The organism is Burkholderia cepacia complex sp. TUM26381 (genome assembly GCF_057439935.1).
The window spans coordinates 268,752-281,388 of record NZ_CM172007.1; the positions used below are offsets into that span (position 1 = coordinate 268,752).

Consider the following 12,637-nt stretch of genomic DNA (forward strand, 5'->3'; position numbering starts at 1 on the left):
CACACCATGCATACGCTTTATCTGATTGCGATCGTCGCGGAAGCGATGTCGGGGGCGCTGATGGGCATGCGCCGCGGAATGGACCGCTTCGGGCTCGCGCTCGTCGGCGCGGTGACGGCGCTCGGCGGCGGCACCGTGCGCGACGTGCTGCTCGGCCACTATCCGCTCGGCTGGATCGCGCATCCGGAATACCTGGTGATCACGCTGGTCGCGGCGACCGTCGCGTCGTGGGCGGCACGGCACGTCGCGCGGATGAAAACGCTGTTCGTCACCGTCGATGCGATCGGCCTTGCGGCATTCACGATCATCGGCTGCGACATCGGTGCGTCGACCGGCATCGCGCCGATCATCGTCGTGCTGGCCGGCGCGATCACGGGCGTCGGCGGCGGGATGCTGCGCGACCTGCTGTGCAACGAGATGCCGCTGATCCTGCGCGAGGAGCTCTATGCGAGTGTCGCGTTCGTCACGGGCACGCTGTATGTCGGGATGCAGCATCTGGGCATCGACGCGGGTTTCGCGACGATCGTCGCACTGGCCGCCGGTTTCTCGATGCGGATGCTCGCGGTGCAGCTGGGCTGGAAGATGCGGACCTTCGGCGCGGCGGACGTCGAGCATTGAGCGCGCGCAGCCACGCGCGCCGCACCGGCGTTCAGTCCGGCTGCATCACCTGAAAGACGTTTCCTTCCGGATCGATGCCGTCGTACATCGCGTACGGGAAGCCGTCGAAGCGCTTGAGATCGCGCACGGTCACCCCGTCGCGGGCGAGCCGGTCGCGATGCGCGTCGATACCGGCGTCGATCCTGAAGACGAGTTTCACGTTGCTGGTGTCCGCTTTTGCGCTTGCAGGCGCAGGCGCCGTCGCATGGCGGAACGCCGGGCCGGCCAGATGCAGCGCGAGTTCAATCGCGCCCGCGTCGAGCACGACCCATTCGCCGTCGATTTCCTCGATGACGGGTAACTCGAAATACCGCTGGTAGAACGTTTTCAGCAGCGTGACGTTCTGGACATACAGGATGATGCGGGTCATCGGAAGCGGCATGGGCGTCTCCTCGAAGGGGCAGTGTGGACGATCTCAAATGACAGTCGCGGACGATGGCAGCGCATCGCGCCGGGTAACGATCCCGCGCTACGCGGGCACCATCACCGGCGGCGCACCGTCGCCGGTTTCCACCATCTTCACCGCGAATCCATAGCATTGCGCGATATGCGCAGGCGTCATCACGTCGTGCGGCGTGCCATGCGCGACGATCGTGCCGTCGGCGAGCATCGCGATCGTATCGGCGTGCCGTGCGGCGAGGTTCGGATCGTGGACGATCGCCAGCACGCCGAGCTGCCATTCGCGCGCGACCGCGCGCACGGTGTCGAGCAGGCGATGCTGGTGCGCGAGGTCGAGCGCGGCGGTCGGTTCGTCGAGCAACAGGTAGCGCGGGCCGCGTTCCGGCGCGTCGTCGTCCGGCCACAGCTGCGCGAGCACGCGAGCGAATTGCACGCGTGCGAGTTCGCCGCCGGACAGCGTCGTGACGTCGCGGCCGACGAGCGCATCGGCGCCCGCGCGTTCGAGCGCATGCCACGCAATGTCGCGATCGCGGTGCGACGTCGCACCGCTGCGCCGCGCGTGCGGATAGCGGCCGAGCAGCACGATTTCGTCGACGCTGAACGGGAAGGCCGGCTGCGCGGCCTGCGGCAGCACCGCGCGCAGACACGCGAGCCGCGGTGCGTCGATGCGTGCGAGCGGTTCGCCGTTCAGCGTGACGTCGCCCGTCACGCGTACGCCGTTCGGCGCGACGCTGCCGGTCAGTTCGCCGGCAAAGGTCTTCAGCAGCGTGCTCTTGCCCGCGCCGTTGCGGCCGAGCAGCGCGGTCACGCGGCCGGGTTCGATCGACAGCGACAGGTCGCGCAGGATCGCGTTGTGGCGGCGCGCGACGTCGAGATGGTGGGCAGTCAGCATGATCGTCGTGAGAAAGGGATTACCCGCCGAGCGCGCCGCGGTTCTTCCACAGCAGCGCGAGGAAGAACGGCGCGCCGAGCAGCGCGGTCAGCACGCCGAGCGGAATCTCGGCCGGAGCGGCGACGGTGCGCGCGGCGAGATCGGCGGCGAGCGTCAGCAATGCGCCGAGCAGTGCGGCGCCGGGCAGCACGATGCGCTGGTCGGGGCCGCACGCGAGGCGCACGCAATGCGGTGCGACGAGCCCGATGAAGCCGATGATGCCCGCGCATGACACCAGTGCGCCGACGGCAAGCGCGACCGCCACGAGCACGCGCCGCTTCAGCCGCTGCACCGGCACACCGAGATGCAGCGCTTCAGTTTCGCCGAGCTGCAACGCGTTCAGCGCGTCGCGTTCGCGCGCGAGCAGCACGCAGCCGATCGCGACGCACGGCGCCACGGCCGCCAGCGCGGACCATTGCGCGCCGCCGAGGCTGCCGAGGCTCCAGAAGGTCAGCGAGCGCAGTTGTGCGTCGTCGGCGACGAACGTGAGCAGCCCGATCGCCGCGCCGACCAGCGCATTGATCGCGATGCCGGCGAGCAGCAGCAGCGGCAGCGCGAGCCGGCCGCGCGACGCGGCCAGCCGGTAGACGAGCGCCGCGACCGCGAGCGCGCCTGCAAAGGCGGCGACAGGCAGCGCGGCTGCGCTCGCGTGCGCGGCAAAGAGTGCGGGACCGAGCACGATCATCGTCGTCGCGCCGAGTGCGGCGCCGCTCGACACGCCGACGAGCCCCGGATCGGCGAGCGGATTGCGGAATAGCGCCTGCATCGCGGCGCCGGTTGCACCGAAGCCGCCGCCGACCAGCAGCGCGAGCACGACGCGCGGCGCGCGGATGTCGAACAGCACCGCGCGTGCCTGCTGCGCGGCGGCATCGCCGGTCAGCGCGGCCCAGGCTTCCGCGAGCGGAATGCGGTACGCGCCGACACACAGTGCGACGACGGACATCGCGCACACGAGCACGGCGAGCGCGGCCAGCGCGAACGGCGCGAAGCGGCGCGACGTGCCGACGCGCGCGGCGCCGGAGCGCGAAGCGGGCGACGGCGCGGGGAAGGGCGAAGCGTGAGCGGGCATCGAGGCAATCCGGAATCAGGCGAGCGCATCCGACAGGCGCCGGTGCAGGGTCGTGACGGCAAGCGGCAGGCGCGGGCCGAAGCCGAGCAGGAACAGCGCGTCGAGCGATACGACGCGCTGTGCGCGGCCGGCCGGCGTCGCGCCGAAGCCGGGCGTTGCCAGCAGCGCGGCGCGGCCGCCAACGGCCGCGAGCCCTTCATCGGAGATCAGCACGACGTCGGGTGCGGCAACCGCGAGCGCCTCGGTCGTCAGCGGCTTGTAGTGATCGAAGCCCTGCATCGCGTTGCGCGCGCCCGCGTAGCGGATCATCGCGTCGGCAGCCGTGCGCTGGCCGGCGACGAGCGCCTGGTTGCCGGTATGGTTCAGCACGAACAGCACGCGCGGCGGTTGCGCGCCGCCGGGCACGCGCGCGGCGACCGCGTCACGCGCGGCCTGCCAGTCGCGATCGAAGCGTTGCAGCAGCGCGGTGCCGGCGTCGCGGACGTCGAGCGCCTGCGCGATGCCGGCGATCTTCGCGCGCACCGATTCGACGTCGTGGCGTTCGTCGAACGTCGTCACCGTGACGCCCGCGCTTTTCACCTGCGCGATCGCGGCGGGCGGGCCGGCTTCCGCCGATGCCAGGACGAGATCGGGCCGCAGCGACAACAGCCCCTCGGCCGACAGCGCGCGCTGGTAGCCGACCTTCGGCAGGCGTTTCGCGGCGTCCGGATACGTGCAGGTCGTGTCGGCGCCGACGAGCCGGTAGCGCGGCGTCTCGGCGCCGCCGAGCGCGAACGCGGTTTCCGCGAGTGCGCCGCCGATCACGACCACGCGCTTCGGGGTGGCCGCCGCAACTTGCGCGAGCGCGCTGCCGGGCAGCGCGCCCGCGAGCGCACCGGCCGCCGCGCTTGCCAGCACCGCGCGGCGGCGCGGATCGAACGGCCGCGCGCTCATCGCGCGTCCCCGCGTGCGGCCGCCGGCAGCGTCGCGACGAGCGCACGCCAGTCGTCGCGTTCGACCTTGCCGGGCTTGCGCTCGCCGAACAGCAGCGCGACGTGGTCGCCCTGCCGGTCGAACAGTTCGAGCGACGTGACGATGCCGTCGCTCGTCGGCTTCTTCACGACCCACGCGGCCGCGATCAGGTCCTCGCGCACATGCAGGTTGAAGCCGGGGTCGAGCACGTTGATCCACGCGCCGACCTCGCGCACGTTCGCGACGGGGCCGGTGTGGATCTGGATCATCCCCGCATTGCCGACGAACACCATGATCGGCTGTCCGCTTTGTGCGGCCTGCTGGAGCACGTGGCGCAGTGCATGCGTGGTCTCGACCGGATACGCGTATTGCGGATCGGCGAGGCGCAGCGCCTGCATGCGGCTCACGCCGAAACGCTGTGTGAGGCCGAAGAACTGGTGCGTGTCGGTCATCGCGTCCCAGGCGGCACGGAAACCCGCGACGTCGATCTCGGTGTCCGCGCGCTCGGGCGCTTTCGGCGCGGCGGGCGCGACCTCGAGGCCGGGCTCCTGCGACGGCGCGCGCCAGCGTTCGACGAACGCATCGTATGCCGCGTGGTCGCTGTGCGCGCGCAGGTAGACCTTGTGGATCGCATGACCCTGCGCATCGAAGAATTGCAGGCTTTTCAGCGGGCCGTGCGCGGTCTCGTCGCGCACCGCGAACGCCGACACCCAGTGGCGGTAGAAGATGCGCAGGTCGATGTCGCCGAGCGCGAGGCCGACGGGGCCGTCATGGCTCATTTGCGCATATTCGCCGTCCTTCTCGTGGACGGCCGTGTCGTTGCGCGTGAGCGCCATCACGCGGCCGAGGCGCGGCATTTCCTCGAACATCGCCGGAAAACGCGCGTCGAGCCGCACGACGTGCTCGCCGACGAACGCGGCGAGCGCCTCGCCTTCGCTGACGCCGAGCGCCTGCGCGACGTCGCGGTTGCGCAGCTGGCGCTCGGTCTTGAGCTTGACGAATGCGTCGCGCAGCGCGGCGGCTGCACGGGCCGGGCTGGCCGATTGACCGGGAAGGGCGGATTGCATCATGTCGGACTCCTTCAAGTAACGGTTGGGGTGGGTGCGCAGGCGGTGCGCATCAGAAATCCACTTTCATGCTGACGGCGACCGTGCGGCCGGGCGACGAATACGCGTCGAGCACCTGCGAATCGGCCGCGATGCCGCGCACGTCCGACCAGTTCCAGTACTTGCGGTCGAACAGGTTGCGGATGCCGATCGTCGCGCTCACGTGCTTGTTGAAGCGGTAGCCGCCACGCAGGTCGACGACGAACGACGACGGCGGCGTGAAGCACGCCTTGTTCGAACAGTCGGACTTGTCGATGTCCTTGTCGCGTTTCGCGGCCTGGAACAACAGGTCGGTCTGCACGAACCAGCGTTCGCTCGGCTCGTAACGCACGCCGAACACGGCGGAGAACGGGTTGACGGTGTTGAGCGGCTGGCTGGCCGCGCCGTCGTTCTGCGTCGAGCCCTTCGTGAACGCCATCGCCGTCTTCAGCGTGATGCCGTTCGGCATCACCCATTCGGCGCGGCCCTCGAGGCCGTGGATGCGCGCGTCGGCGAAGTTCACGTACTGGAACACGAACGGGTCGGCCGGCCGGCCGCTGCCGGCGATCGTCGTGCGCGAGATGAAGTTGCGGTAGCGGCCCGTGAACGCCGCCGCGCTGTAGCGCACGACGCCGTAGCCGGCGCCGGCCTTGCCGCGCAGGCCGGCTTCGAACGTGTCGCTCGTCTCGGGCTTCAGGTTCGGATTGCCGATCGACGTGTAGCCGTACACCGGGTTCGAGAAGCTGCTGTTCACCTGGTCCGGCGTCGGCGCACGGAAACCGTGCGCGTACTGCACGTACGGAATGACCGCGGGCGTGATCTCGTAGAGCACGGCGACGCGCGGCGACAGTTCGTTCGCGCTCGTCGACACGGCCTTGCCGGTGAACAGCGGATCGTTTTCGGTCGGGCTCAGCCGGTACGTGTCGAAGCGCAGGCCCGGCGTGACGAGCAGGCGGCCGTAACCGATCTGGTCCTGCACGAACGCGCCGAACAGCGTGTAGTCGGTGTCGGGGAACGCCTTGTTCGGGAATGCTTCGCCGACGCCGGGCACCGTGCCGTCGCGCATGTTCGTCACGCGCGACAGGCTGCCGTCCACGCCGTACAACAGCTTGTGCGCGAACGGGCCGGTCGCGAAGCCGCTCTCGGCGAACGCGGAGCCGCCGAACGTGCGTTCCTTGTACTGGTTGTCGCGCGAGCGCGAAGGCAGTTTGCCGCGCGTCTCGAACGCGTACTGATCCTGCTTCGCGTCCTGGTAGTAGAACTGCACGTGCGCGGTCTGGAACCAGCGGAACGCGTCGTCGCGGAAGTCGTAGTCGACGCTGAAGCGGTTGCGCTCGAGCCGGTCGTGGGTCGTGAGGCCGAGCGTGGTCGGCGCATTGATCGCGGACAGCACGTCGGTGCTCACGCGTCGCTGCACCGTCTCGGCGGTGAACTTGAACGTGTCGCGGGTGGTCGGCGTCAGCACGAGCTTGCCGAGCAGCGATTCCGAATAGACGTCCTGCGGGTTCGACGTCGTGCGCAGCGTGCTCGCCGAGTTGTTGCTGCCGCGCGTGTCGACTTCGTGGCCGCGCCGGCCGTCGGCGATGATCATCCCCTGGATGCGGTCGTTGCCGCCCGCGGCCGACACGGTCGCGCCGATGCTGCGGTCGGCCGAGTCGTAGCTCGGCCGGAACGAGAAGTAATAAGGCTTGTTGTAGATCGACAGCAGGTCGCGCGGGTCCTTCGTGATGAAGTTCACCGCGCCGGTCAGGCCGTCGCTGCCGTACAGCGCCGACGCCGGCCCGCGCAGGATCTCGATACGCTTGAGCGTGTCGAGATCGGCGTAGTCGCCGCGCCCCGCTTCGAGCGGGCCGAACGAGAACGCGTTCGGCAGGCGGATGCCGTCTTCCATCAGCAGCACGCGATTGCCTTCGAGGCCGCGGATGTTGATGCTCGAATCGCCGTCGCGGCCGCCGCCGAGCGCGGCGCTGCCTGGCCGGTACGCGGTGCGGCGCACCGTGATGCCCGGCTCGTAGCGCAGCGCGTCCTTGATGTTGGTGGCCTGCTGTTCCTCGAGATCCTCGTCGGTGATCACCGACACGGACGCCGCGGTGCGGCTTGCAGCGGTGGCGGTACGGGTGGCCGTGACGGTGACGGGGTCGAGCAGCGCCGCATCGCCGCGCGCGGACGCGGCGACGAGCACGGTAGAAGGCAGGGCGGCGCCTTGCGGCGACGAATCGGCGTGAGCCGTGGCGGCGGACAGGCCGAACGCGCCGAACAGCGCGGCACAGATCGGCCGCCGCGCCAGCGTATAGCAATGCACAGGTGGTCTCCCATTGACGATAACAAGCCCGAAGGCTGGCTGGGTGACGCGTTCACCTGGCTGGCCCGTTTGCGCGCGACATGCGGCAAACGGCGAATTGAAAGGCAACTGACAACTTTACCAGTGTAAATGAGAATTATTATCAATACAAGAACGAAGCGCGGCGCGTGTGAGCGAGCGCCCGCCCGCGCGGCTCGCGCGAGCCGCGGCGGGAATGTCGCGAGATATGTGCGGGCCGGTCAGGCCAGCGCTTCGATGCGGATCAGCAGGTTGCGCGCATGCGCGATGAACGCATCGTGCGTTGCGCGATCGCTGTGGACATCGAGGCCCGCCTGTTCGGCGAAGACGATCTGTTCGGTGTAGAGGTCGACGAGCGCACGGCGTGCGTCAGGGGGAAGCGCGCGGATCATCGACACGATCAGCAACTCCTGCGCGCGAAGCGTGCCGGACAGCGACTGGACGTTCATGCTGGCCTCCTCGGACGATGCGGCGGCGGGCCGCTCTTTCCATACTAGGCGGTCGGCGGGCGCAGCGCAGGTGCAGGGCGGGCGATGACGGACAGGAATGCGATTCGACGAGGCAGCCGCACGCGCCGACACTCGCCGCATGCGTCCGGCAACGTCGAGTCGAAACGTGCAGCCGTGCGAACGGAATCAGCCGGCGGGACTGACGGTCCTGGCGGCCTGCGCATCGCGCACGACCTGCGCGACGCGTTCGACGAACGCGGCGTCGGCGCTCGACAGCGCTTCGCGCTTGCCGTCGGGCATCTCGACCATCAGCCGGTACGTGATGTCCTGCGTGGCCCACGCGAGATAGCCGACGACGACGAGCATCACGCCGACGACGAGTGCGGCGCTCGATGCGCCGATGCCGCCCGCGATGGCGACGGCCGCGCCGATCAATGAGATCAGCGACGGAACGAGACGGTTCTTCGGAATCTTGACGACATCGACCTGGCGGATGTCACGCAGTGCGAATACCTGCCCGGCGGCCGACAGGCCGTTGCGCGTGACCATGACGCCACGTTCGTTGAATGCGTTTTCCATCGTGTGTTGCGTGGACGAAAACGCGCAGCGTAGCAGGTTTCGTTGCCGCGTCAAACGAGACCGACTGCCGCACGATGTGTGCGGGACGGCCGAAAGACGGGAAGCGGGTGGCGCGGGAACGCGTTCAGAACTGCAGCCGGCCGTCGCCGTAAAGCCGGCCCGGCACGTGCGATGCGACGACCTCGGCGATCTCTTCGTCGGTCGATTCGGCCGGCACGATCTGGCGCCGCGCGGGCGCGTCTAGATGCATCGTCCATTCGACGAGACGATACGGGCGGCCCCAGGGCCGCTGCATTTCAACCGATACGCGGCAGCTCTGGACCGGCATCGAGTGTTGGCACGTCAGAATCGCGTGCAGATGGCTGAAAACGGTATCTTCGATCATCATGGCCTCCGATCCTGTCTTGTGGGCAATCGATGGCGGCGCCGTCGGCATGTCTAAAAAAAAAGCCGCCGATGCTCAGGCGGCCAACAGGGGGGGTGAGAGCATCCTCTCAGCCCAGAATTAAGCGAAACTTAAAAGCCCATAAAAAAGCGCCCCGCGTGGAGCGGGGCGCTTCTTGCCGTCGTGATCCGCGAGTTAAGCGGATGCTTTAGAACTTGTGACGGATACCGATACGTGCGGCGATCTGGTTCTTCGAACCCGTGCCCGACGTATTGAAGTAGCTCGTGCTCGAGCCGATCTGCGCTTGCACGCCCTTGCCCGAAGCCTGCTGGTACACGACCAGGCCGTACACGTCCGTACGCTTGCTGAGCGCGTAGTCGGCGATACCGTTGACCTGGTTCCAGTGCCACGAATTGCCGTTCTGCGTGGCGTTCGTGTACGTGTAGCCGAGGCCGCCCGACAGAGCCGGCGTGAAGGCGTACTTCGCGCCTGCTTCGTAGGCGTTGTAGAACGTGCCGCCCGCGCCCGAAACGGTCGAGAACTGCGTACGCGTCCACAGCAGCCATGCCGTTGCCGGACCCCAGACGTAGCGGCCACCGACACCGTACGTGCGCAGGTCGCGGACGTTGCCCGTGCTCAGGTTCGCGATCGTCGTCGAGAATGCCGGCGACGACTGGCTCGGGAAGCGGATGTCCGTGTACGCTGCGCCGACCGACAGCGGGCCGTTCGCGTAGTTCAGGCCGAAGCTGTATGCGCGCGACGAGCCTGCGGTCGTCGTCGTGCCCGACGTCGTCGCGGCTGCGCCGGCGAAGTCGGTCGAGTTCGAGAAGCCGTACAACGCGCCGAACGTGAAGCCCGAGTAGTTCGCGCTCTGGAACTTCACGGCGTTGTTGATGCGGCTCGACGTGAGCTGGTCGATGTCGTTCACGTGGTACGCGTAGTTACCCGCGACCGTGTTGCCGCCCGTCGAGTAGTTCGAACCGAGGATGTCGGTCGAGAACGAGTACTGGCGGCCGAACGTGACCGTGCCGTATTGCGACTGGCTCAGGCCGACGTAAGCCTGGCGGCCGAAGATCGCGCCACCCTGGCCGATCGTGCCGTTGCCGCTGTTGAAGCCGTTTTCGAGCACGAAGATCGCCTTCAGGCCGCCGCCGAGGTCTTCGGTGCCGCGCAGGCCCCAACGGCTGCCTTGGGCAACGCCGTCGTCATACTTGAACAGCTTGCCCGTACCGCCGTTGGCGGTCTTGCTGTGGTTCACGTAGCTGATACCGGCATCGATGACGCCGTACAGCGTCACGCTGCTTTGTGCGTGCGCCGTGCCGGCCGTTGCTGCCAGGACGGCGATGGTCAACAGTTTCTTGTTCAAAGGATTCTCCGAGCGAATAAATGGCGTGTCCAGTTGCGGTTCCGGCGCTCTCTATGGGCGCTTTCACGGACCGGCGGCAACTTTATCGGCGGGGCACGTAATGAATATGACAGCGACTGTCATATGAAGAATGTGTGGTGCCGATGCGACACTGAATTCTGCCCGGTTGTACAGTCGGGAGTTATACCGAATTCGGCTGAGAATCGATCCGGATCAGGAATATGCACATGAAATAAGCTTGGTTGGTGGCGTTCCGGCCCCGTGCCACGATCCGTGCTCCAACAAACGACACGGGACAAGAGGACACCATGCGACGTTCATTCCTGACCGGCCTCGGCGCACTCGCTGCCGCGCTGGCATTCGCGGCGCCCGGCGCGCACGCCGACTCGCAAACGCTGAAGATCGGCACGATGAGCGGCCCCGACGCGCAGATCTGGACCGAGGTGACGAAGGTCGCCGCGCGCGACGGCCTCGCGATCAAGGTCATCGAATTCAACGACTACGTGCAGCCGAACGCGGCGCTCGATTCGGGGGATCTCGACGCGAACGGCTTCCAGCACCAGCCGTTCCTCGACAGCCAGATCAAGCAGCGCGGCTACAAGATCGTGAACGTCGGGCTCACCTATACGGCGCCGATGGGCTTCTATTCGAAGAAGCTCAAGTCGCTGAAGGACTTGCCGGTGGGGGCGAAGGTCGGGATCCAGAACGATCCGTCGAACGGCAACCGCGCGCTCCTGCTGCTGCAGAAGTACGGCGTGATCAAGCTGAAGGCGGGCGCCGGTACGAACGGCGTGAACGCGACGCCGCTCGACGTCGCCGAGAACCCGAAGAAGATCAGGATCGTCGAACTCGACGCCGCGCAGCTGCCGCGCGCGCTGCCCGACGTCGATGCCGCATCGATCAACACCGACTACGCGGTGAAGGCCGGGCTCACGCCGGTGAAGGATGCGATCGCGATCGAGGATCTGCGCGGCCCGTACGCGAACCTGATCGCGGTGCGCGCGCAGGACAAGGACAAGCCGTGGGTGAAGAAGCTCGTCGCGGCCTATGAATCGGACGACGTGCGCAAGTTCATCGACCAGAAGTTCAGCGGCGCGATCGTGCCGGCGTTCTGACCGGTCTTCACGCGTGCCGGCCGGCGGCCGACGCGCCCGCCGGAAAGCAAATCGCCCGCGCAAGCGGGCGATTTCGTTGGTGCATGCGAGGCGCGCCGTGGCCCGGCGCGCCCAGCGGGCGCTCAGGCCGACAGCAGCGAACCCGTGCGGATCGCGGTCGCGCCGGCGATCCGCGCGACTTCCATGCCGGCCGTCGCGAAGCGCACGATCTGGCGCGCGTACAGCACGCCGGATACGCTGCTCTTCAGCGTGACGACGCGATCGGTCAGCGGGTCGACGATGTCGGCCACTGCCTCGCCGACCTCGATCATCGCGCCGACCGGCGTGCGGAACACGATCACGCCCGACACGGGCGCGACGAGCGGATCGGTGCCCGCGAGCGGCGTCGCCGGATGCGCGAGCGGCGGCAGCGGCGCCGGCGTGCCGTCGACGACGCCGCGCTCGGTCAGGTATTCGACGATCGCCTGCGCGTCCTTTTCGGCGAGCTCGTACGACACGTCGCGTTCGCTGCGCAGTTCCACCGTGACGGAAATCGCGCCGTTCGGGATAGGGAAGCGGTCGCCGAAGCGGCTGCGCAGATCCGACCAGCAGAAGCTGTGGATTTCGTCGAACGGGTTGCCGACCGAATTCAGCGCGAGCAGCGACGCCTGCGCGTCGAGATAGCGCGACAGCGGCTCGACGTCCGGCCACAGATCGGGATTCGTGTAGAGGTGCATCACGGCATCGCTGTCGCAGTGCAGGTCGAGCACGATATCGGCGTCGAACGACAGCTTCTGCAGCGCGAGGCGCTGCGAGTCGAGCTCGGTGCGCGGCTTCTGTTCGTCGAGCGCTTCGCGCATCGCGGCGCGCACGGCGACGAGGTTGCGCTGCGCGTCGTTCGTGAGGTGGTGTTCGACGCGCGGCAGCACCAGCGCCGCGAGATCGTAGAAATTGCGGTTGAAGTTCTGCATCGAGCCGAGCTCGAAGCGGCCGAGGTGATCGCCGAACACGTGCTGCGACAGGCCGATCGGGTTCGGCACGGGCACGATCACGACTTCGCCGCGCAGCTTGCCGGCCGTCTCGAGCGCGGCGATCTTGCGGCGCAGCAGCGTGGCGACCAGCATGCCGGGCAGTTCGTCCGCGTGCAGCGACGACTGGATGTAGACCTTCTTGCCGCCGCGCGGGCCGTAGTGGAAGCTCGTGATCTGGCGTTCGGTGCCGACGGCGGGGGAAATCAGCGGATGGGTCTGCGTTTGCATGATGAGGGGAGTGCGGCGCAGCCGCGAATGTCCGGTGTGCGTGGAAGGACGATTGTACGTTGCCTTTCTCACCGCCACCAAACCGGCGCCAGA

At 67.9% G+C, this 12,637-nt stretch carries 13 protein-coding genes; 2 read left to right on the forward strand and 11 right to left on the reverse strand.

Going from position 1 to position 12,637, the window contains the following annotated elements; all coding sequences use genetic code 11:
• Positions 1–6: 6 nt before the first annotated feature.
• Entirely contained in the window at positions 7–618 is a 612-nt protein-coding gene (locus tag ACWMMN_RS18050; RefSeq protein ID WP_059238679.1) for a trimeric intracellular cation channel family protein, read from the forward strand.
• Positions 619–649: 31 nt separating this feature from the next.
• On the opposite strand, the gene ACWMMN_RS18055 is transcribed toward ACWMMN_RS18050, so the two are convergent.
• From ACWMMN_RS18055 to ACWMMN_RS18100, 10 genes are all read right to left on the reverse strand, one after another.
• Entirely contained in the window at positions 650–1,039 is a 390-nt protein-coding gene (locus ACWMMN_RS18055; protein ID WP_174991592.1) for a VOC family protein, read from the reverse strand.
• 87 nt (positions 1,040–1,126) lie between these two features.
• A complete protein-coding gene (locus ACWMMN_RS18060; protein ID WP_486423741.1) occupies positions 1,127–1,948 on the reverse strand; it encodes a heme ABC transporter ATP-binding protein in 822 nt (273 codons plus the stop codon).
• Positions 1,949–1,967: 19 nt separating this feature from the next.
• Positions 1,968–3,056, reverse strand: a complete 1,089-nt coding sequence (locus ACWMMN_RS18065) for a FecCD family ABC transporter permease (protein ID WP_175845897.1) — start codon at positions 3,054–3,056, stop codon at positions 1,968–1,970.
• Positions 3,057–3,071: 15 nt separating this feature from the next.
• Entirely contained in the window at positions 3,072–3,989 is a 918-nt protein-coding gene (locus ACWMMN_RS18070) for a heme/hemin ABC transporter substrate-binding protein (protein ID WP_256087099.1), read from the reverse strand.
• The gene (locus tag ACWMMN_RS18075) at positions 3,986–5,077 is read right to left on the reverse strand and encodes a hemin-degrading factor (protein WP_486423742.1); all 1,092 of its coding nucleotides are present in this window, start codon (positions 5,075–5,077) and stop codon (positions 3,986–3,988) included. Before ACWMMN_RS18075 ends, ACWMMN_RS18070 begins: the two co-directional genes overlap by 4 nt.
• A 49-nt stretch (positions 5,078–5,126) precedes the next feature.
• Positions 5,127–7,394 (reverse strand): TonB-dependent hemoglobin/transferrin/lactoferrin family receptor, encoded by a 2,268-nt coding sequence (locus ACWMMN_RS18080; RefSeq protein WP_486423743.1) that lies wholly within the window; start codon positions 7,392–7,394, stop codon positions 5,127–5,129.
• A gap of 239 nt (positions 7,395–7,633) precedes the next feature.
• Positions 7,634–7,861 carry a hypothetical protein gene (locus ACWMMN_RS18085; RefSeq protein ID WP_059238692.1) on the reverse strand — a complete coding sequence of 76 codons (228 nt, stop codon included), beginning with the start codon at positions 7,859–7,861 and terminating at the stop codon, positions 7,634–7,636.
• A gap of 186 nt (positions 7,862–8,047) precedes the next feature.
• Positions 8,048–8,440 (reverse strand): DUF6232 family protein, encoded by a 393-nt coding sequence (locus ACWMMN_RS18090; protein WP_059238694.1) that lies wholly within the window; start codon positions 8,438–8,440, stop codon positions 8,048–8,050.
• Positions 8,441–8,564: 124 nt separating this feature from the next.
• Positions 8,565–8,825, reverse strand: coding sequence for a DUF2866 domain-containing protein (locus tag ACWMMN_RS18095; protein ID WP_011353838.1), 261 nt, complete (start codon positions 8,823–8,825; stop codon positions 8,565–8,567).
• Between the two features lie 208 nt (positions 8,826–9,033).
• Positions 9,034–10,191: a porin gene (locus ACWMMN_RS18100; RefSeq protein ID WP_059238696.1), complete on the reverse strand. Its 1,158-nt coding sequence runs from the start codon at positions 10,189–10,191 to the stop codon at positions 9,034–9,036.
• A gap of 308 nt (positions 10,192–10,499) precedes the next feature.
• On the opposite strand from ACWMMN_RS18100, the gene ACWMMN_RS18105 reads away from it, so the two are divergent.
• The gene (locus ACWMMN_RS18105; RefSeq protein ID WP_059238698.1) at positions 10,500–11,306 is read left to right on the forward strand and encodes a MetQ/NlpA family ABC transporter substrate-binding protein; all 807 of its coding nucleotides are present in this window, start codon (positions 10,500–10,502) and stop codon (positions 11,304–11,306) included.
• Positions 11,307–11,428: 122 nt separating this feature from the next.
• On the opposite strand, the gene ACWMMN_RS18110 is transcribed toward ACWMMN_RS18105, so the two are convergent.
• Positions 11,429–12,544 (reverse strand): succinylglutamate desuccinylase/aspartoacylase family protein, encoded by a 1,116-nt coding sequence (locus ACWMMN_RS18110; protein WP_059238700.1) that lies wholly within the window; start codon positions 12,542–12,544, stop codon positions 11,429–11,431.
• Between the last annotated feature and the right edge of the window lie 93 nt (positions 12,545–12,637).

Coding starts and splice junctions, on each gene's coding strand:
- ACWMMN_RS18050 (WP_059238679.1), top strand. CDS start 7: ATGCATACGCTTTATCTGATTGCGATCGTCGCGGAAGCGATGTCGGGG.
- ACWMMN_RS18060 (WP_486423741.1), bottom strand. CDS start 1,948: ATGCTGACTGCCCACCATCTCGACGTCGCGCGCCGCCACAACGCGATC.
- ACWMMN_RS18065 (WP_175845897.1), bottom strand. CDS start 3,056: ATGCCCGCTCACGCTTCGCCCTTCCCCGCGCCGTCGCCCGCTTCGCGC.
- ACWMMN_RS18095 (WP_011353838.1), bottom strand. CDS start 8,825: ATGATCGAAGATACCGTTTTCAGCCATCTGCACGCGATTCTGACGTGC.
- ACWMMN_RS18070 (WP_256087099.1), bottom strand. CDS start 3,989: ATGAGCGCGCGGCCGTTCGATCCGCGCCGCCGCGCGGTGCTGGCAAGC.
- ACWMMN_RS18090 (WP_059238694.1), bottom strand. CDS start 8,440: ATGGAAAACGCATTCAACGAACGTGGCGTCATGGTCACGCGCAACGGC.
- ACWMMN_RS18055 (WP_174991592.1), bottom strand. CDS start 1,039: ATGCCGCTTCCGATGACCCGCATCATCCTGTATGTCCAGAACGTCACG.
- ACWMMN_RS18105 (WP_059238698.1), top strand. CDS start 10,500: ATGCGACGTTCATTCCTGACCGGCCTCGGCGCACTCGCTGCCGCGCTG.
- ACWMMN_RS18110 (WP_059238700.1), bottom strand. CDS start 12,544: ATGCAAACGCAGACCCATCCGCTGATTTCCCCCGCCGTCGGCACCGAA.
- ACWMMN_RS18085 (WP_059238692.1), bottom strand. CDS start 7,861: ATGAACGTCCAGTCGCTGTCCGGCACGCTTCGCGCGCAGGAGTTGCTG.
- ACWMMN_RS18075 (WP_486423742.1), bottom strand. CDS start 5,077: ATGATGCAATCCGCCCTTCCCGGTCAATCGGCCAGCCCGGCCCGTGCA.